Source organism: Bacteroidales bacterium (assembly GCA_026418905.1).
Lineage (GTDB): Bacteria > Bacteroidota > Bacteroidia > Bacteroidales > DTU049 > JAOAAK01.
This window is the reverse complement of record JAOAAK010000004.1, coordinates 41,877-60,744: the sequence shown is the minus strand read 5'-3', so window position 1 is coordinate 60,744 and position 18,868 is coordinate 41,877. Positions and strand designations below refer to the sequence as shown.

13 protein-coding genes are annotated in these 18,868 nt (G+C 35.3%); 11 read left to right on the top strand and 2 right to left on the bottom strand.

Going from position 1 to position 18,868, the window contains the following annotated elements; all coding sequences use genetic code 11:
- The 4 genes from N2Z72_01450 to N2Z72_01435 all read left to right on the top strand — a co-directional run.
- Positions 1 to 4,555: GEVED domain-containing protein (locus N2Z72_01450; GenBank protein MCX7696342.1), on the top strand; the 4,555-nt coding region annotated here is incomplete at its 5' end.
- Between the two features lie 48 nt (positions 4,556 to 4,603).
- Positions 4,604 to 5,245 carry a 16S rRNA (guanine(527)-N(7))-methyltransferase RsmG gene (rsmG, locus tag N2Z72_01445; protein MCX7696341.1) on the top strand — a complete coding sequence of 214 codons (642 nt, stop codon included), beginning with the start codon at positions 4,604 to 4,606 and terminating at the stop codon, positions 5,243 to 5,245.
- Between the two features lie 50 nt (positions 5,246 to 5,295).
- Positions 5,296 to 6,681 carry an MFS transporter gene (locus tag N2Z72_01440; GenBank protein MCX7696340.1) on the top strand — a complete coding sequence of 462 codons (1,386 nt, stop codon included), beginning with the start codon at positions 5,296 to 5,298 and terminating at the stop codon, positions 6,679 to 6,681.
- Positions 6,682 to 6,723: 42 nt separating this feature from the next.
- A complete protein-coding gene (locus N2Z72_01435; protein MCX7696339.1) occupies positions 6,724 to 7,311 on the top strand; it encodes a DUF3575 domain-containing protein in 588 nt (195 codons plus the stop codon).
- Between the two features lie 1,154 nt (positions 7,312 to 8,465).
- Here the strand turns inward: N2Z72_01435 and N2Z72_01430 are convergent.
- Positions 8,466 to 8,696 (bottom strand): hypothetical protein, encoded by a 231-nt coding sequence (locus N2Z72_01430; GenBank protein MCX7696338.1) that lies wholly within the window; start codon positions 8,694 to 8,696, stop codon positions 8,466 to 8,468.
- 401 nt (positions 8,697 to 9,097) lie between these two features.
- Positions 9,098 to 9,346, bottom strand: coding sequence for a hypothetical protein (locus N2Z72_01425; protein MCX7696337.1), 249 nt, complete (start codon positions 9,344 to 9,346; stop codon positions 9,098 to 9,100).
- 443 nt (positions 9,347 to 9,789) lie between these two features.
- On the opposite strand from N2Z72_01425, the gene N2Z72_01420 reads away from it, so the two are divergent.
- The 7 genes from N2Z72_01420 to trpS all read left to right on the top strand — a co-directional run bounded on the left by N2Z72_01420 (position 9,790) and on the right by trpS (position 18,867).
- The gene (locus tag N2Z72_01420; protein ID MCX7696336.1) at positions 9,790 to 10,314 is read left to right on the top strand and encodes a hypothetical protein; all 525 of its coding nucleotides are present in this window, start codon (positions 9,790 to 9,792) and stop codon (positions 10,312 to 10,314) included.
- A gap of 156 nt (positions 10,315 to 10,470) precedes the next feature.
- Positions 10,471 to 12,681 (top strand): S46 family peptidase, encoded by a 2,211-nt coding sequence (locus N2Z72_01415; GenBank protein ID MCX7696335.1) that lies wholly within the window; start codon positions 10,471 to 10,473, stop codon positions 12,679 to 12,681.
- Positions 12,682 to 12,765: 84 nt separating this feature from the next.
- Positions 12,766 to 13,563: a M23 family metallopeptidase gene (locus N2Z72_01410; GenBank protein MCX7696334.1), complete on the top strand. Its 798-nt coding sequence runs from the start codon at positions 12,766 to 12,768 to the stop codon at positions 13,561 to 13,563.
- Complete coding sequence (gene dxr, locus N2Z72_01405) at positions 13,560 to 14,717, top strand: 1-deoxy-D-xylulose-5-phosphate reductoisomerase (GenBank protein ID MCX7696333.1); 1,158 nt, start codon at positions 13,560 to 13,562, stop codon at positions 14,715 to 14,717. The genes N2Z72_01410 and dxr overlap by 4 nt, the downstream gene beginning before the upstream one ends.
- Before the next feature lie 2 nt (positions 14,718 to 14,719).
- The gene (gene rseP / locus N2Z72_01400; protein ID MCX7696332.1) at positions 14,720 to 16,045 is read left to right on the top strand and encodes an RIP metalloprotease RseP; all 1,326 of its coding nucleotides are present in this window, start codon (positions 14,720 to 14,722) and stop codon (positions 16,043 to 16,045) included.
- Positions 16,046 to 16,081: 36 nt separating this feature from the next.
- Positions 16,082 to 17,875, top strand: a complete 1,794-nt coding sequence (gene recJ / locus N2Z72_01395) for a single-stranded-DNA-specific exonuclease RecJ (GenBank protein MCX7696331.1) — start codon at positions 16,082 to 16,084, stop codon at positions 17,873 to 17,875.
- Complete coding sequence (gene trpS / locus N2Z72_01390; GenBank protein MCX7696330.1) at positions 17,872 to 18,867, top strand: tryptophan--tRNA ligase; 996 nt, start codon at positions 17,872 to 17,874, stop codon at positions 18,865 to 18,867. The genes recJ and trpS overlap by 4 nt, the downstream gene beginning before the upstream one ends.
- Position 18,868 lies beyond the last annotated feature (1 nt).

Here is an 18,868-nt window from a genome sequence, read left to right as displayed (position 1 = left end):
GTTGAGGCAATGTGGCATAAGTGACACGGTGGTGATGAGGATATCTCCTGGGACGTATGATACGATATTGAACATTAATTATCAGATACCTGGGGCTGGGGTAGTGGGTATGGTGATATTTGAGGGTGGGGGTAGTGTACCTAGTTCTGTGGTATTGAGGAATGCGAACACGAGTTCGGTGAATTATGTAGTGAATTTACAGGGCACGAAGGGTGTAGGGTTAAGGAATTTGAAGTTGAAGTCGAATGGTACGAGTTATGGTAGGTGTTTGGTGGTGGAAGGTGGTTCGAGGGATATTTTGGTGGAGGGTTGCGAGTTGGAGGGTTTGGTGGTGTCGTCTACTTCTACGGATTATGCGGTGGTATACAGTTCGAGTAGTAACAATGAGCACAATGTGAGGTTAGTGGGTAATAAGATTCGGAATGGTAGTTATGGTATATATTGGTATGGGTATAGCAGTACGTTGTTGGATAGTGGTGTAGTGATGAAGGGGAATGATATAAGGGATTTTTATTATAGTGGTATGTATGTGTATTATCAGCGTGGTTTGTTGTGTGAGGGGAATTATGTGAAGACTGGGACTTCATATTCGTCGCCGTATGGTATATATGGTGGTTATTGTGATTATAGTGTATTTAGTAGGAACAGGGTGGTGATTCCGTCGTATTATGGGATGTATTTGTATTATTGTGATGGTGATGCGAGCGTTCGTGGTAGGGTGGAGAACAATTTTGTGGTGGTAGGTGGTACGGGTACGGCGTATGGGATTTACATGTATTATTCTACGTTTTACAATGTATATCATAATTCGGTTCGTATTGGGAGTACGAGTGCGACTAGTGGTAGGGCGTTGTATCATTATTATAGCAATAATGTGGATTACAAGAACAACATTTGGGCGAACATGGGTGGTGGATATAGTGTATATGTAAGTGGTGGTACATTTGAATCGAATTACAATGATTTGTACACGACTGGGAGTGTGCTTGGTTATTACACGAGTAATCAGAACAATTTGGCTGCATGGCAATCAGCTACGGGAAAAGATGGTAACTCAATAAGTGCTCATCCAGAATATTTTAGTCTTGAGAATTTACACACCATTAATCCTGTTTTAAATAATATTGGAACTCCTGTAGGTGTTCTTTTTGATATTGACAACGAACCAAGAAGTTTATCTAATCCAGACATCGGAGCTGATGAATTTACACCACTTCCTTATGAATTGCAAATTGTTGATATTACTTCTCCAGTAACAGGTTGTGGTCTTGGAGTAGAACCTGTAGTTGTTAGAATTAAAAACAATGGAACAGATACTTTACCTTTGAATAACATGGCTACAATTACATACAGACTCAATCAGAATTCTCCCGTAACAGAAAATCTCAATATCATTATTCCTCCAGGACAGATCAGAGTATTTACTTTCACTACGCCAGTAAACCTTGCAGCAACAGTCAACGATACGTCTTTTGTGTTGCAGGTATATGTTACTGAACCTTCTGATATTATACGCTTCAATGATACTTTAAAAACAAATATACTTTCGCTCATTGTTCCACCTTCACCTCTTGTGAATCCTGTAACTATACCTTATGGAACTTCTACTGTTGTTTCAGCAACGGGAACAAGTAATATTTATTGGTTTGCTGATCCTTTATTAACTCAACTTTTAGGTCAAGGTAATGCTTATACTACACCTGTTTTGTATGATACAACGTATTATTATGTTGTTAATTCGTCAGAAATAAGATATCGTTATACGTTTGATAATAATTTGCAGGGATGGCAATCTTTAACTCCTTGTACCTATACTACCTACAGTTGGCAATGGAATTCAGCTGGGGGAATAGGGGTGGCTTTTGCACAGGATCCTTCAACTAATAGTTCTCAGTTACTCCTCAGCCCAGTTATGAATGTAGGTGGAGATACCTTACTTTTTTACATGAGGCATAAATATAACACAGAATCCTGTTGCGATAAAGCTTATATTGCTTACCGCATCAATGGTGGGGCTTGGCAACGTCTCATACCATATCAGGGTACTTATACGGGTTCTGGTTCTATAGCTGTTGACCCGATTGCAAATTGTAGTTCTACCAGCGGAGGATTTTTTAGTGGTAATTCTCAAAATTACATAAATACATATGGTAAAATACCATTAAATTTAACACAAGCAACTCTTCAGATAGGTTTAATTTTTTACTCGGATGGTAGTATAGCTGGTGATGGGTGGTACGTTGATGAAGTAGAAATTAAAAAACCCGGTTGTCATAGTCAACCCAGTGTTCAGGTGGTTTATACTTCAGGAACTCCACTTTATGATCTTACATGTCTTGAAATCATTTCACCCAACAGTGGAATCGAACTATCTAGTCAAGAACAGGTAAAAATTAAAATTAAAAATTTAGGAACTCAACCTGTAGGCAATTTTCAAGTAGGATACCGTATTAATAATACATCACCTGTTTTCGAAACATACTCTGCTACTTTAAATCATGGTTCTGAGTCTGTGTATACGTTCAATCAAACAGCTAATCTGAGTGCATTTCAAACTTATCAGATCAAGGCTTTTGTGAGTTACAGTGGAGATAATGTACAAGTGAATGATACTGCCAGCAAATCTGTTACTAACAGTCCGCTTACCTATTGTACAGCATCAGCAACAAGTCCAGGTTATGAAGATCTGACTGGAATCACCATAGGATCTGTTACTTATAATAATCCTGCTATTGGGGCAACTTATCAAAATTACGATACTTTGCCTCCATTTATACTTTTCAATGGTTTTTCTTATCCCATCAGTGTAAGAAGTGGTTTTCCACCAGGTTATTCGACACAGTATTCATGTTGGGTAAATGTTTTCATTGATTACAATAGAGATGGAGATTTTGAGGATGCTGGGGAATTGGTCTTTTCCTCTGCAACTCAGTCTCAGAATACGGTTAGTGGAACTTTAGTTGTTCCACCTCAAACTTACATGGGTACTACCAAATTAAGGGTAGTTCTTCGTGAAAGTGGAAATGCTTCCAATACAGGTCCTTGCGGTACATTTACTTGGGGTGAAGTCGAAGATTATAGAGTTCTATTAATGCCAAAAATACCACAAGATGCTGGTGTAGTTCAAATAATATCTCCGTCACCAGTCGAAATAAGTCAAAATCAAATACCGCTGAAAGTAAAAGTAAAAAATTTTGGAACTGATACTTTATTTGCTATACCAGTATCATACAAGCTTAACAATCAAAATCCTGTAACGTTTACTATTTCAGATGTTTTACCGCCTGATACTACAAGGCAATATACCATTGGAAACATTGTGCCGAATTATGGAACAAACCAACTTTGTGCCTATACGGTTGTTGTAGGAGATAGTAATACTTTCAATGACAAAACATGTATGAACTTATACGGCCTACCTAATATCATTTTCTTTGCTGATACAAATGATAACAACAGTCTTTTAACTACATCAGGTACGCTTTGGCAATATGGTCAACCAAGTGCTACTGTTATTAATCATGCTGCTGTTGGGCAAAAGTGTTGGGTTACTAATTTAACAGGTAATTATCCAAACAATGCAGAATCATATTTGGATCTACCACTCATGAACTTTTTGGGAATTGACACTCCTCATATTGTTTTCTACTATTGGATACATGCTGAAGAGAATTATGATGGTGGTTTTGTTCAATATAGTTTGGATGGTGTTACATGGAATTCTTTGGGTGCTATTAATGATGCTATGGGGTATAATTGGTTTAATTCTTATATCACTGGTACCCCTGGGTGGAGTAAAAATACCAATGGTTGGAAACTTGCATACTATCGTGCTGCTGAACTCTCCAACAGACCTTATGTCAAGCTAAGAATAGGCTTTAAATCAAACGCTTCTAATAATTTTGAAGGTATGGCAGTTGATTACTTCAGAATTTTAACACCTAAGGCCAATCAGGATGCCGGTGTTGTAGAAATCATCTCTCCAACCGATTCCACTTTAAGTGGATCTCAAGTAGAAGTAAAGGTAAAAATTAAAAATTTTGGTAAGAATGTTTTAAATTCCGTTTCTGTCCGTTATAAGGTAAGTACAGGTTATCCGTTACAATCAACGACATGGACAGGAACTCTTCTACCAGATCATATAGCCGAGGTAACCTTTCCTAATACTTATCCCGGTCCAAGCACATCAATTCCTTCATATAAACTTTGTGCATATACAGTAGTTTCAAATGATCCTTATAAGTTCAATGATACTACATGTATAATGCTTCAGACCTATACTAACCAGGGGCTATCTGATGACCTTTATTCTATGCTAAAAATTTATCCTAATCCCGTGCAAAATAACGTATTTATCGAATGTCCTCATGAGTTGAGAGTGCACTCGCTTGTCATCTATAACATGTTAGGGGAAAAAGTAGATCACGTCGATTGGGCATTTCAGGATAAGTTTTTACTAAAAGTTTCACTTCCAGTGTTGCCTACCGGAAATTATTTTATCAAACTTACAACTGACAAGGGAATTGTGAAGATTCCAATCACTGTGATTCAATAGTAAAAAATCAAAAGGGGGGGATTACCCCCTTTTTAATTACTTAATTATATGGAAGTTCCAGATTTTGCGAGGGAAGAGTTGTTTTTGATTTATGACTGTTTTAAGAATTTATCTGAAGAACAAAAAAAACGCTTTGAATCCTTATGGGAGCTTTATACTTTATGGAATGAAAGGATTAATCTAGTTTCGAGAAAAGATATTTTACATCTTTATAAACATCATGTGCTTCATTCTTTATCTATTGCTTGGAAGACTACTATTATAAAGAATCAGTTGATTTTGGATCTTGGCACGGGAGGTGGCTTTCCTGGGATACCTCTTGCAATACTTTTTCCTGAAACTCGTTTTTTGCTTATTGATTCAGTTGGTAAAAAAATAATGGCAGTTGAAAATATTATAAAGTCGTTGGATTTAAAAAATACATTTGCCAAATGTGAACGGGTTGAAAATTTACGAATGGAAGTCGATATGATTGTTGCAAGGGCTGTTGCACCTCTGGGTAAAATAATTAAATGGACTGAAAACTTGAATTTTTTAGCTAAACATGGTATGCCACGCTATGTATTACTCAAAGGTCAAGATGTTTTCTCAGAATTAAGAAATTTATCGTGCAAGTATGAGGCTTTCCCTCTAAAGCATTTCCATCCGGATCCCTTTTTTGAAGAAAAATTTTTACTTCATATTTTTTAAAAAAAAAGTTTTTCTATGATAACTTTTTTAGATTTGCAAAAATTAATATTATGGTGGAAGAAGTAAAAAAATCATTAAGGGAAAGTAAAAGCGCACGTTGGTTGGCTTTGTCATTGCTAGCTTTTACTATGCTTACAGGCTACTTTATTGCCGACGTTATGGCTCCTTTGAAAAATTTGCTTGAAACTCAGAATGGTTGGAGTTCAACAGAATATGGAACTTTTACCAGTGCTTATGGATGGTTCAATGTTTTTTTATTTATGCTTATTATTGGTGGGATTATTTTGGATAAGTTAGGAATTCGCCTCACAGGAATAGGTTCCATATTGGTAATGATAATTGGAACTTTTTTAAAATTTTATGCTATTTCAGATTCCAGTTTAAGGGGACATACCATTTATTTTTTATGGACTGAGTTCGACTTGCAAGTTTTTTTAGCTTCTATCGGTTTTGCTATTTTTGGGGTAGGAGTTGAAGTTGCTGGTATTACAGTATCTCGAGGAATCGTAAAATGGTTTAAAGGCAAAGAAATGGCGCTTGCTATGGGACTTGAGATGGCAACTGCTCGTATTGGTACTGCTTTAGCGCTCGGATTTTCTCCCATGATTGCAGAATATTGGAATGGTGCTTCTAGTTCAGTGCTTGTGGGGTTACTTATGTTGGTTATTGGCTTATTGGGATTTTTCTTGTATGTTTTCATGGATAGAAAATTGGATACTGAAATTGGAACAGAAGCTGGTGAATTAGCTGATGAGTCTGAAAAGTTCAGAATATCCGATATTGGAAAAATAATTGTTAATCCTGGTTGGATTTTAATTGCTTTGCTTTGCGTGTTGTTCTATTCAGCTGTATTTCCTTTTCTTAAATATGCTTCGGATTTAATGATTCAGAAATTTGGTATTTCGAGAACATTAGCTGGATGGTTTCCCACTCTTTTGCCTTTTGGTACTATACTTTTAACACCACTTTTTGGAACTGTATATGACCGAAAAGGAAAAGGAGCTACGATCATGATCATTGGAGCTTTTTTGGTTGCTTTTGTTCATGGTATGTTTAGCATTCCAAGTTTGGATAATCCAATCTTTGCCATTCTTCTTTTTATTATTTTAGGGATAGGTTTTTCTCTTGTTCCTTCAGCAATGTGGCCCTCAGTTCCCAAAATTATACCTGAAAATCAGTTAGGAACTGCATATGCCATGATCTTCTGGATACAAAACATTGGACTTATGGGTGTTCCATACTTAATAGGTTGGGTACTTGACAATTATTGTAAGGTATCTGTTAATCCTGACAATAGTCCCGCTTATGATTACACCTTACCAATGCTTATTTTTATGGGTTTTGGATTAATCGCTATTTTCCTTGCATTTATTCTTAAAGCTATTGACCGTAAGAAAGGATATGATCTAGAAAAACCAAATATAAAACAAGGTTGAATTCCATTGGCATAGGTTTTGATAAATATGAAAAAACTGTCAATGAAAAAGTTATTTTCTTTAAGTGTGTTTTTTTTGTGTGTAGTTCAAGCTTTTCCCCAAGAAAATGTGGTGAAGGTTAATACGCTAAGTTTGCTTATTTCAACATTTAGTTCTTTTTATGAAAGAAAGTTAACCGATTTACACTCTGCTCAGATAGGTTTTTATTTTACCACATATTCATCATACTTGACAGGCTCCCAAGACAGCAGATATACTGGCTTTGGTTTAACTCCAGAATTTCGTTATTATTTTAATAAAGTGTTTGAAGACTATTATGTAGCTCCCTTCATACGTTATCAGAATTGGTCTGTAAGAGATGTGTATATTCAAGATGATCCTTCCACCCCTCAAGTGGATGAAAAAACTTTTGAAGCACGAGTTATTCTCCAGATGTTTGGGGGTGGAATTTTGATTGGAAAAGAATATATTATTAACGAACGTATTGTAGCTGATTTTTTTATTGGACCAGCATATTATACATCTAGCCAGAAAGTAATTAACTCTGGTTCTTCTGATTATGAATATAATGGGATTGTATTTGATGGGTTTTCTATTCGCTTTGGTACATGTATAGGATTTGCTTTTTAAAGCTTATTCATTTATATCTGAAATTTCTCTAAGGGGTTCATCTTTGATACAGAGGCTGTGATCTAATAATTACCTTCTTCATGACTCATTACAGGAAAGAAAAATTTATTTTGCATTTTTATAACTTCAAAGTTGAAAAAGAGGTTATCCTTCCTTAACGAGATCCCCCTTCTTGCGCGATGAATTCGGTGATTTTTCTTAGGTATACTTGCTAAGATAATAGTACTTTTTTTAGTCCCATTAGTATTTTCTAGCATTTTTTTTCTAAGATATGAAGAGATGGATTCAATAGAAAAGTTGTATTCTACACCATTGACGAGAACTGTATATTTGTTTTGATTTTTGGATTTTATTTTATCAAAATATTTTTAATTATTCCATAAAAAACAAAATCCCTCGTGACGAGATTCAAGCAAAGTAATTTCCACGATTTCATCATTGATGATAGGGTATGAGAATTTTGAGAAAAGTAAATTCTGAATTTTCTGTCGTCTTGTGTTAAGCGTTAAACAAACGACTAACATCTTTTTTGTAAACGTACTTTGCTGGCATATGAACGTAATTTTTTGTTTAATATCCAGAAATTGTGTGATCTCGTTTGATATCGATATTTCCTATGCAATTGCAATGAGAAAAATATTCAGAAGCATAAACAAGGAAAGGATGAACTATGTCGATTTGATATCTTTTGCTAATTTGATGATTTTAGCTGCGTTTAGAAATGTAATGGGATCATGTAATCTTTTTTCAGATTCCATAGTTTCATTATCTTGATCTGCGTGCAAAACACCTTTCTCCTTGTTCTTACGGAAAGCCACAGGAACATGCCCCAATTGTTTAATTATTCTAATTACTCAAAATGCTATTATTAATATTCTTTGGATTATATATTTAGTTATGCTTACTCGGGCTATTTCCATGTTTTCCTTAGTAAACTGAATTATTTGATCTGATGGATTTCAAAAGCTATAATGAGATGTTAATATGTTGAAATGGAGAAATTACTTTACAATAACGTCCGAGAGCTTCCAGTTGAAAAGGATTATCGATTTCGATTTTGCTTTTTTTATGAGTAGCTTTTTAGAATTTTCGGTTGATTTAAGTTCCTTTACGAACTTTTTTATTACATTCTGGGCTCATTACAGCTGTTTCGGCTATAAGTCAAGTGAAATAAAGTCGCCACCAATGTTTTTACTATACACAACTATGTAGGCTCTTCCATATGATTTTAGGAGAATACCAGCAATTTTAGGCATTGCAGCCTCACAGAAAGCAAATGATAATTTAACTCCATCACGAATAACGCCATCATATTCCTGATTAATACCATGTAGAAAGTTGGATATATCTTTGAGAGCTTGAAGATGAATTTTAAATCCATCCAAAATCTTACAAAACGAACACCTTTATAACATACTTTAATGTGGAGGACGCCAGCTAATGTTTTGGACCGATTGAGTAGGATACCAATAAGGTTACTGTTTAAAAGGACGAATCTGATGAGGGGGCATAATTAGCTTAAACTTTGAAGAAACTATCCTATCTACGACGATATGAATAATTATTATTGTAACTTTTTTTAGGATCGTCAGTGATGATTTTTCAAAAAATGCTTGTCTGTTTTCAAAAACCAACATTTAAGGTGATAGCAAGTGGCTCGAAGTTGTTTTATAAATTAGTGGTTTTCTCACACGAGTAAAGCATGCTTTTCATCATTGTATAACAAATGAGTTACACCTCTTTTTATTTGTTTACACGTGCCTCGAATTCTTTCATAGAGATATTTTTAATATATCACGTCAGGTCCAGCTGGGAACAGATAGCGGGTTTTATCAATCATAAAAATGAAGTCAGTTAAGACGGGTAAATATAATGCTCCATCGGCTGCAGGTTCTATGATCGGAGAGATTTGAGCGATTATACCAGAAATGTGTTCGTTATTCCGGAAAATACGAGTATAGGCGGCTAGGCATGGGATAATTTTCTGTACGGTTGCTCCACAAGGAGTTGATAAGTCCGATAAGAGGAGCTCCAAGTTATAGAGGTATTTCTTGAATGCGTGCTACTTTGATTCAATGGGATTCACCTAGTAAGCCAGCCGGACTGTAAAACTTTGGGAGAATGCAAAAGCACTACGGCTATGAATGAAACTCATCCCGATACGATACCATCTCCAAAATAGGTTTTGCTTGTTTTTAAAGTAAATTGGATTTCGCTAGATTCGACCAAAGCTCTAATTTCGAAAAAAACTTCCTACGTCAAAAAGCATGTTAAGTCATTCGTTGACTGTAAAATTTCATTTAAAATGTTGTTTCTGAATAGCCAGATTTACTTTATTTATAAATGCGTTTCTACGTTCATTGAATTGATACCAAGAGTTAGTCTAGAAAGTTTTTTTCAAAGTTAATTTATAAAAATTAAAAATATTTATTGCATATTTATTTTTTTTTTAATTTTGCGTATCTAAAAATAAATTGTATGAAAAAAATTGTTTTTTTAGTTATTGCTGCAGTTGCAGTGGTGGCATGCAACAAAGAAGTAAAAAAGGATGCTATCACCTTGTGTGAAGCCCAGAAAAAATTATTAGAATTGTTGGAAAAAAATGCACCCATTGACTCCGTAAAAGCTCAAGAAAAGAAGGTACTTGATATAGCTACTCAAATAAATGAGAAATACAAAGATGTTAAAAGTAAAAGTAAAGAAAAGGCTTTTGAAAATGCATATTTAAAATGTTCTGGAACTAAGAAATTAGGTGAATTAGATGAGAAAATAGAAGATGCTAAAAAGAAATACGCTCAAAATATAGTCAAAAAGGAAGATATTGAATCTGTTTGCAAATGCTACGAAGAGCTAGAAAAAATTAAAGATAAATCTTCCACAGAATATTTGACCAAAGAACTGAATTGCATTTCATTGGAATCAGATTTGTCTTCCAAGTATACAGGTTTGTTTGAAGCATATAATTATTTCACCGAAGAGGTAAAGAAGTGTAAGAAGAAATAATTTTTTTTTAGTTTAGGAGTTCTTTATGAGCTACTCCATGGCGGGTAGCTCTTTTTTTTAGCCTAAGATTTTTTTGATGTGGGAGATTTTGATATTAAAAAAAATATTTTGTGGTGTCAAAATGTATTCTTTAAATTTGCCCGAAAACTAACTCATATGAAAAAGATTTTAGTAGCATGGTTATTTACTTACGTTTTTGCTTGGAGTTATGTGCCGCCTGATGAAGGGATGTGGCTTTTGATGTATATTGCTGAGATGAACTACCAAGACATGAAAAAACTGGGTCTCAATCTTACTCCAGAGCAAATTTATAGTATTGATAAGCCCAGTATCAAAGATGCTATTGTAGGACTTGGTAACTCTCAGACTGGTGGAACTAACTTTTTTTGTACTGGTGTGGTTGTCTCGCCACAGGGGCTTATTTTTACCAATCATCACTGTGGGTATGATGCCATTCAATCGGTAAGTACACTCGAACATGATTATCTAACTAACGGGTTTTGGGCAAAATCGTTGGAGGAAGAAATTCCCATCAAAGACATGACAATTTCCTTTTTTGTTAGGATGGAGAATGTGACCGATCAAGTTTTAAAAGGTGTAACGGAAGGTATGTCTAGTGCGGAAAGGGGTGCCATTGTTAATAAAAACATTAAGAAAATTGAAAAAGATGCTTCGGAGAAGGGGAAATATGACGTTGTGGTGAAGGAAATGTTTGAAGGGAATGAATATTATTTATTTGTTTATCATACGTACAAAGATGTTCGTCTTGTTGGTACCCCTCCGAGTAATATTGGAAAATTTGGGGGAGATACCGATAATTGGATGTGGCCTCGACATACGGGCGATTTTTCTATTTTTAGGGTTTATGCTGCCCCAGATGGTTCACCTGCAGAATATAGCAAAAACAATGTTCCTTTAAAGCCAAAATATTATCTCCCCGTTAGCATCAAGGGTGTTCATAAGAATGATTTCACCATGATATTTGGATTTCCGGGTCAAACACAAAGATATCTTACATCCTATGGGATCAAATTAGCACTGGATCAAGACAATCCTACTATTGTCAAGATTCGTGATAAAAAGTTAGCCATCATGAAAAAATACATGGATGCTGATCCAAAGACTAAATTACAATATGCTTCTAAATATGCTCAAACTGCTAATTATTGGAAATATTTCATAGGGCAATCGAAAGGGCTTAAACGCTGGAATGTAATGGAAGAGAGGAGAAAGCTGGAAAATGAATTTCTCAACTGGGTATATGCTTCCCTAGAAAGGCAGAAAGTATACGGAAATGTTATGAAGGATTTTGAGGAAGGGTATAAAAACTTAAAGAGCTATACCATCGCTTTTTGGTATTTGAATGATGGAATTTTTCAAGGACCTGAATTTATATATAATTCTTTTCTTATGGCTTTTCAATTAAATAATTTACTCGAGCAACAAAGCAAAGCAACTAAAAACGAGAAAAATAAGTTTGCTGATGCTATCAAGAGTGCGGCTGATGAAGCCATCAAGAAGGCTGAAGATTACTTCAAGAACTATAATCCAGCACTTGACAAGGAGATCTTTGTAGAGATGATGAAAATGTATATAAAAGATGTTCCTGATTCTCTGCAAGCATCTGTAATTAAGGATCAGTTATACAGCAAGAAATTTAAAGGTGATGTTCAAAAATGGGCAGATTATGTTTATTCTACAAGTATATTTGTCAATCAGGAAAAATGCATGAATTTTTTGAAGAACCCTTCGTATAAAGTTATATCGAAAGATCCTGGGTTTGCGATTACAATTTCCTTTATTGAAAATATAAGATTCATTTATGGAAAATATTCAGATTCTGAAAACAAAATCAAAGAAGCGAGTCGCTTGTTCATTAGAGGTTTGCGTGAAATGAATCCCAACAAGAAGTTTTATCCAGATGCTAATAGTAGTCTTCGTATGACTTACGGGACAGTGCAAGATTATTATCCATATGATGCTGTAAAATATGACTATCGTACAACTTACGAAGGGATATTGCAGAAAGAAGATCCTGATAATGAGGAATTTATTGTTGATTCTAAGTTAAAGGAATTGTTTCTTAAGAAAGATTTTGGTTCTTATGCTGAGAATGGGAATTTATATGTTTGTTTTATAACAAATAATGACATCACTGGTGGTAATTCAGGTAGCCCTGTACTTAATGGCAATGGGGAATTGATTGGGTTAGCTTTTGATGGTAATTGGGAAGGAATGAGCAGCGATATTCAATATCAACCTGAGGTTCAGCGTACGATATCGGTAGATATTCGTTATGTATTGTTTGTTATAGAAAAATTAGGAGATGCAAAGAATATAATTAACGAATTAACAATTGTGCGTTAATTTTTTTGTCAGACTTTTTAGGAAGGCCGTCCAAAGTGACGGTCTTTTTTTTTAAAAATACAGATATTTGCATAATTGTTTAATATGAGACGAAGGTTAAATTTGACTTTTTGGCGAAAATTATGGAAACACCCTTACCGCTTGGTAATAATGGATGACCAAACCTTAGGGGAGATGTTTTCTTTACGACTTTCTGGATGGAATGTAGTGGTGGTGGTAGGACTTGTTTCACTTTTGTTGGTTGTTCTAACCACTTTTGTTATAGCTTTTACCCCTCTCAGAGAATATATTCCTGGTTATGGTGACGTCAAAGAAAAGTCGACAATTATTCGGCTTTCACAAAAAGCTGATAGCTTAGAAAGAATTATGCAAGTTCAAGAACAATTTCTCATGAGATTTGTTAGACTATTGAGCATGACAGATACTTCTCTAGCAACTACCTTAATCTCATATAGGAACGAATTGGGTACTTCATATAATGTTCAAACAGAAAAGCAAAGAGGTATTCGTAATGTGTTTCTTGTAAAGCCTCTTGCTAATGGAATTTTGTTAAATGATTTTGATGTTAGTAAAGGGCATTATGGAATTGACTTAACTGCTGAAGAAGGTAGTGTTGCTGTTGCTGTGGATGATGGAGTAGTTATATTTGCTGATTGGACAGTTCAAGGAGGGAATACTATTATCTTACAACACACACCTAACATGATATCAATTTATATGCACAATTCATTATTGTTGAAACGTAAAGGTGATGCTGTCTTGAGGGGTGAACCAATATCAGTAATTGGAAACACTGGTAAAAACACAACAGGTGTTCATCTCCATTTTGAATTATGGTATAATCTTATGCCTGTGAATCCATCTCACTTTTTTGCCATATGAAACCAGTGAAGTTAGCTTTGTTGGGAAGCACGGGTTCCATAGGAAGGCAAACTTTACAAGTTATATCTTCATTTTCGGATGGTTTTGAAGTTGTTTTAATGACGTCGAATCAAAATGTGGAATTGTTTCTTCAGCAAATAAGTGTGTATAAACCTTCATGGGTTTTTTTGCATGATACCAAAGCTAATCAAATTCTAAAGCAATCTCTTGAGCAAAAAGAGGTCAAAGTGCTCGATACGGAGAATGAACTATATCAGTTAATTGAAGAATTACCATTGGATGTAGTCGTATTGGCTTACGTAGGAATTCATGGCTTAGAACCGGCAGTTAGTGTTGTTAAATCCGGTAAAAGGTTAGCTCTTGCCAACAAAGAAGTGTTGGTATCTGGAGGGCATATCATCATGCAACTTGCTAAGCAAACTGGTGCCACTATTGTTCCTATCGATAGCGAACATTCAGCCATACTGCAGTGTCTACTCGGTGAAAAGATACATTTTGTAGAAAAGATATTTATAACAGCTTCTGGTGGTCCATTTTGGGGTAAAAAAAGAAATGAATTGATCGATGTTACCTTAAATGAAGCTTTATCACATCCGACATGGAGGATGGGCGATAAAATTACAATCGACTCTGCTACATTAATGAACAAAGGTTTTGAGGTTATAGAAGCGTACTGGCTTTTCGGACTTGATCCCAGTCGAATAGAAGTTATCATTCATCCTCAATCTATCATTCATAGCATGGTTCAGTTTGTTGATGGATCGATGAAAGCCCAGATGAGCGTTCCAGATATGCGGATTCCTATTTTGTATGCTCTAACTTATCCTAATCGCCTGTATGCTTCTTTTCTACATCAAAATGTTGTCGATTTTCCAGAATTGCAATTTTTCAAGCCAGATGTCGAGGTTTTTAAGCATTTAAAGTTTGCCTATGAAGCACTTAAAGCAGGTCCTTCTGCTTGTTGTGTCTTAAATGCAGCAAATGATTACGCCGTATCTTTATTTTTGCAAAATCAGATCGCATTTCTTGATATGCAAGTCATGGTAGAAAAATGTTTGGAAAAATTGTCAAACCATAATACTTCTTCCATTGAGGAAATCATAGATTTACACAGGCTTACCATTGCTTATTGTCAAACGTTAAAAAATATATGAACATGGAGATAACGATTCGTATTCTTCAGCTTATTTTAAGTTTAACCATTTTGGTATTGGTTCACGAATTAGGACATTATCTTGCGGCAAGGTTATTCAAAACCAGAGTTGAAAAATTTTACATTTTTTTCAATCCCTGGTTTTCTTTGTTTAAATTTAGGAGGGGTGAAACTGAGTATGGCCTTGGATGGCTTCCACTTGGAGGCTACGTCAAAATAGCAGGTATGATCGATGAGTCGATGGACAAAGAACAGATGAAACAACCACCAAAACCTGATGAATTTCGTAGCAAGAAAGCATGGCAACGATTTATCATTATGATAGCTGGAGTTTTGATGAACGTCATGCTTGCTTTTTTAATTTACATTTTTATGCTTTGGATATACGGTGAATCATACCTGCCCAATAGAGAGGTGAAAAACGGGGTAATGGTTGATTCCCTTCTAATGTCAACCGGTTTGCAGAACGGCGATAGAATTTATCTTATTGAAAACAAAGAAGTGGAAGATTTCTTCCAGATCATTCCGACACTGGTGATTGAGAAAGCCCAAAGTATTACGGTGATTCGTGGTAACGATACGATTAAACTTCCTATTTCACCAGATATTTTGAAAAATATCATCAAAGCTGAAAAAATTTCTTTGCTCATGCCTCGTTTCCCAGTCTTTGTTGCCGCTATACCAGATACTTCTCCTAACAAAAATTCAGGTTTGCTGGTTAACGATAAAATTATTGGGGTAAATCATCGCTTTATCTCGTTTTATGATGAATTTAAAGACGAACTACATAAGCATGCAGGAGATTCGGTTATATTAACAGTTTTACGAAAAAATGAGGTTCTTCATATTCCTGCTTTTGTCAATTCTAGTGGAAAACTTGGAATTATCGTTGATACAGATTTAAGTAAATTTTATCGTTTTGAAAAAAGAGAGTATTCGTTTTTTGAGGCAATACCTGCTGGTATTGCCAAGACCTTCAAGGGAATTTCTAATTATTGGAAACAACTTAAACTTATCTTTAGTAAAGAAATCAAAGGATATGAAAATGTTGGTGGTTTCATCACGATTGGTAAAATTTTTCCTGGGCAATGGGATTGGTTTTCTTTTTGGCAATTAACAGCCTTTCTTTCTTTAGCTTTAGCTATTCTTAACATTTTACCCATACCGGCGCTAGATGGAGGGCACGTCTTATTTTTACTTGTTGAAATGATTACAGGTCGGAAGCCTTCGGATAAAGTTCTTGAAATAGCTCAATATGTTGGTTTTATCATACTCATTTTCCTTTTACTTTATGCCAACATCAATGATGTGGTGAAACTTTTTAGATAATGAGCTTTTGACTAACTTTGCAAATAAATAAGTTAAATGCCACAATTGCGAAGATGGGTTTTAAAAAAGCCGGGTAATAAAGAGATTGTTCGTTTGCTGGAAAACCAATTACATATCCATACAACTCTGGCTAATCTTCTTGCACAGCGAGGTATAACGACGGTTGAAGAAGCACGTCGCTTCTTCCGACCTGAGCTTTACCATCTTCATGATCCTTTTCTGATGCTTAACATGAACAAGGCCGTAAATCGTTTCAACAAAGCTTTAAAGAATAGAGATAAAATTTTATTATACGGCGATTATGATGTGGATGGTACATCTGCCGTAGCAATGATGTATAAATTTTTAACCTCCAAATTTCCTTACTTAGAAGTTGATTATTATATACCTGACCGGTATAAAGAAGGTTATGGTGTTTCATTCCAGGGAATAGAATATGCAATTTCGAAAGATATTCGCCTCATTATTGCCCTTGATTGTGGGATAAAAGATGCTGATAAGGTCGCATATGCACGTGAAAAAAATATCGATTTTATTATTTGTGATCACCATTTGCCAGGTGATGTACTACCTGATGCTGAAGCCATCCTCAATCCTAAACAAAAAGGTTGTTCTTATCCCTACAAAGAATTGTCGGGATGTGGAGTAGGGTTTAAGTTTTTGCAGGCAATTGCTCATTATCATCGATTTAACTTCAAAGATCTTTATGATTTATTGGATCTGGTAGTTTTAAGTATCGCTTCAGACATCGTACCTATTACTGGAGAGAACAGAGTATTAGCTTATTATGGACTGAAGAAAATTAACGAAAACCCTTCTGCTGCCATAGAAGCCTTATTGGAAACAGCTGGCATTAAAAGAAAACCTGAAACTCTTTTGACAACAAATTATGTTTTTACACGTTATATTTCTATTTCAGATTTGGTTTATTTTGTTGGTCCTAGAGTGAACGCAGCTGGTCGTATGCATACTGGTAAAAATTCCGTGGATCTACTAATTAGTACCAATTTGAGTGAAGCAAAAAACTATGCTCGTGTAATTAACGACTTCAATATTGAAAGAAAAAACATAGATGCACAGGTAACAGCACAAGCCATTCAAATGATCGAGTCAGATCCTTCTTTTCAGAATAAAAAAACCTGTATAGTACTAGGTGAAAACTGGCCCAAGGGAATTCTAGGTATTGTAGCTAGTCGTTTAACGGAGTATTTTTATAAACCTACCATTGTTTTCTCGGGAAATTCTGAAAATGGCGTGATTACAGGAAGTGCTCGTTCCATTAAGGGATTTGATATTTATGATGCATTGTATTACAGCAGTTATTTGCTTGAGCATTGGGGTGGCCACACATATGCTGCAGGTTTGTCGCTTAAACAAGAAAATTTTGAAGAATTTCGTCAGGTCTTTGAGAATTATGCACACGAGCGTATAAGTGAAGATATGCTTATCCCGGTTATAGAAATAGATGCATATCTTGACTTTAATGATATCAGCAAAAAATTTTACAATACTCTTAAACTTTTTGCTCCTTTTGGACCTGAAAATCCTAACCCAGTCTTTATAACCGAAGAAGTTTATGACAATGGTTATTCCAGGTTGCTGAATAATAATCACATTAAACTTATGGTAACCCAGAGGCATTATAAGGATTTTGGAATCCCTGGCATTGCTTTTCAACTAGGAGATTATTTTCCTTTGTTGGAAAAGGGTAACTCATTTGACATGGTTTACACGATCGAAGAAAATGAATGGAATGGTAACGTTACTGTTCAATTGAATGTAAAAGATATGCGACTATCAAGTAATGAACATCAAAATAATACCCCATGAGTATAGTCGTTAGTGGAATTCGTCCCACAGGAAAATTACATCTGGGAAATTATTTCGGAGCTATCCGTAATTTTATTTGTCTGCAGGAAGAACATACTTGTTATTTTTTTGTTGCTGACTATCATAGTCTGACAACCCACCCCAAGCCAAATGATTTGTCAGGCAATGTTATGCATGTCGTAGCTGAATTTTTGGGATGTGGGCTAGATCCAGAAAAAGCTATTTTATATTTACAGAGTGATTTACCTGAAACATTAGAACTGTACTTGTTTTTCAATATGAATGCCTATCTTGGTGAACTCATGCGGGTAACTACTTTTAAAGAAAAGGCTCGTTTGCAGCCTCATAATGTGAATGCAGGATTACTTACATACCCAACCCTAATGGCTGCTGATATTTTAATTCATAAAGGAGAGAAAGTTCCTGTAGGGAAGGATCAAGAACAGCACCTTGAAATGACTCGTAATTTCGCTCAGCGTTTTAACCGTATGTACGAGGTTGATTTTTTCCCTGAACCAGTAGCTTTTAATTTTGAAGGTGAATTAATCAAAGTTCCTGGGCTTGATGGGAGTGGAAAAATGGGTAAAAGTGAGGGCGAACATAATGCCATATATCTTACAGATGATGATAAAACCATTGAGAAAAAAATTATGAGAGCAGTTACCGATACGGGTCCTACTCAAATGAATCAACCACCTTCTCCTCCTGTAGCTAACTTATTCACCCTTATGTCGATAGTTTCAGATAAGAAAACTGTTGAATATTTTTATGAACAGCATGCTTCTTGTACTATCCGTTATGGCGAAATGAAAAAACAACTTGCCGCTGATATGATAAATTTTATTACACCCATTCGTGAAAAAATTTTAAGTATTGCTGGGAACAAAGAATATATCATAAAAGTTATCCGTGAGGGGAGAGAAAAAGCTCGTATTAGTGCCAGAAACACAATTCGGCAGGTAAGGGAAATTATTGGCTTTAAAAATTGGTAGC

Bases quoted from the DNA above. Each gene is read 5' to 3' on its own strand.
- recJ (MCX7696331.1), top strand. From the start codon at position 16,082: ATGCCACAATTGCGAAGATGGGTTTTAAAAAAGCCGGGTAATAAAGAG.
- N2Z72_01415 (MCX7696335.1), top strand. From the start codon at position 10,471: ATGAAAAAGATTTTAGTAGCATGGTTATTTACTTACGTTTTTGCTTGG.
- dxr (MCX7696333.1), top strand. From the start codon at position 13,560: ATGAAACCAGTGAAGTTAGCTTTGTTGGGAAGCACGGGTTCCATAGGA.
- N2Z72_01410 (MCX7696334.1), top strand. From the start codon at position 12,766: ATGAGACGAAGGTTAAATTTGACTTTTTGGCGAAAATTATGGAAACAC.
- N2Z72_01435 (MCX7696339.1), top strand. From the start codon at position 6,724: ATGAAAAAGTTATTTTCTTTAAGTGTGTTTTTTTTGTGTGTAGTTCAA.
- N2Z72_01440 (MCX7696340.1), top strand. From the start codon at position 5,296: ATGGTGGAAGAAGTAAAAAAATCATTAAGGGAAAGTAAAAGCGCACGT.
- rsmG (MCX7696341.1), top strand. From the start codon at position 4,604: ATGGAAGTTCCAGATTTTGCGAGGGAAGAGTTGTTTTTGATTTATGAC.
- trpS (MCX7696330.1), top strand. From the start codon at position 17,872: ATGAGTATAGTCGTTAGTGGAATTCGTCCCACAGGAAAATTACATCTG.
- N2Z72_01420 (MCX7696336.1), top strand. From the start codon at position 9,790: ATGAAAAAAATTGTTTTTTTAGTTATTGCTGCAGTTGCAGTGGTGGCA.
- rseP (MCX7696332.1), top strand. From the start codon at position 14,720: ATGGAGATAACGATTCGTATTCTTCAGCTTATTTTAAGTTTAACCATT.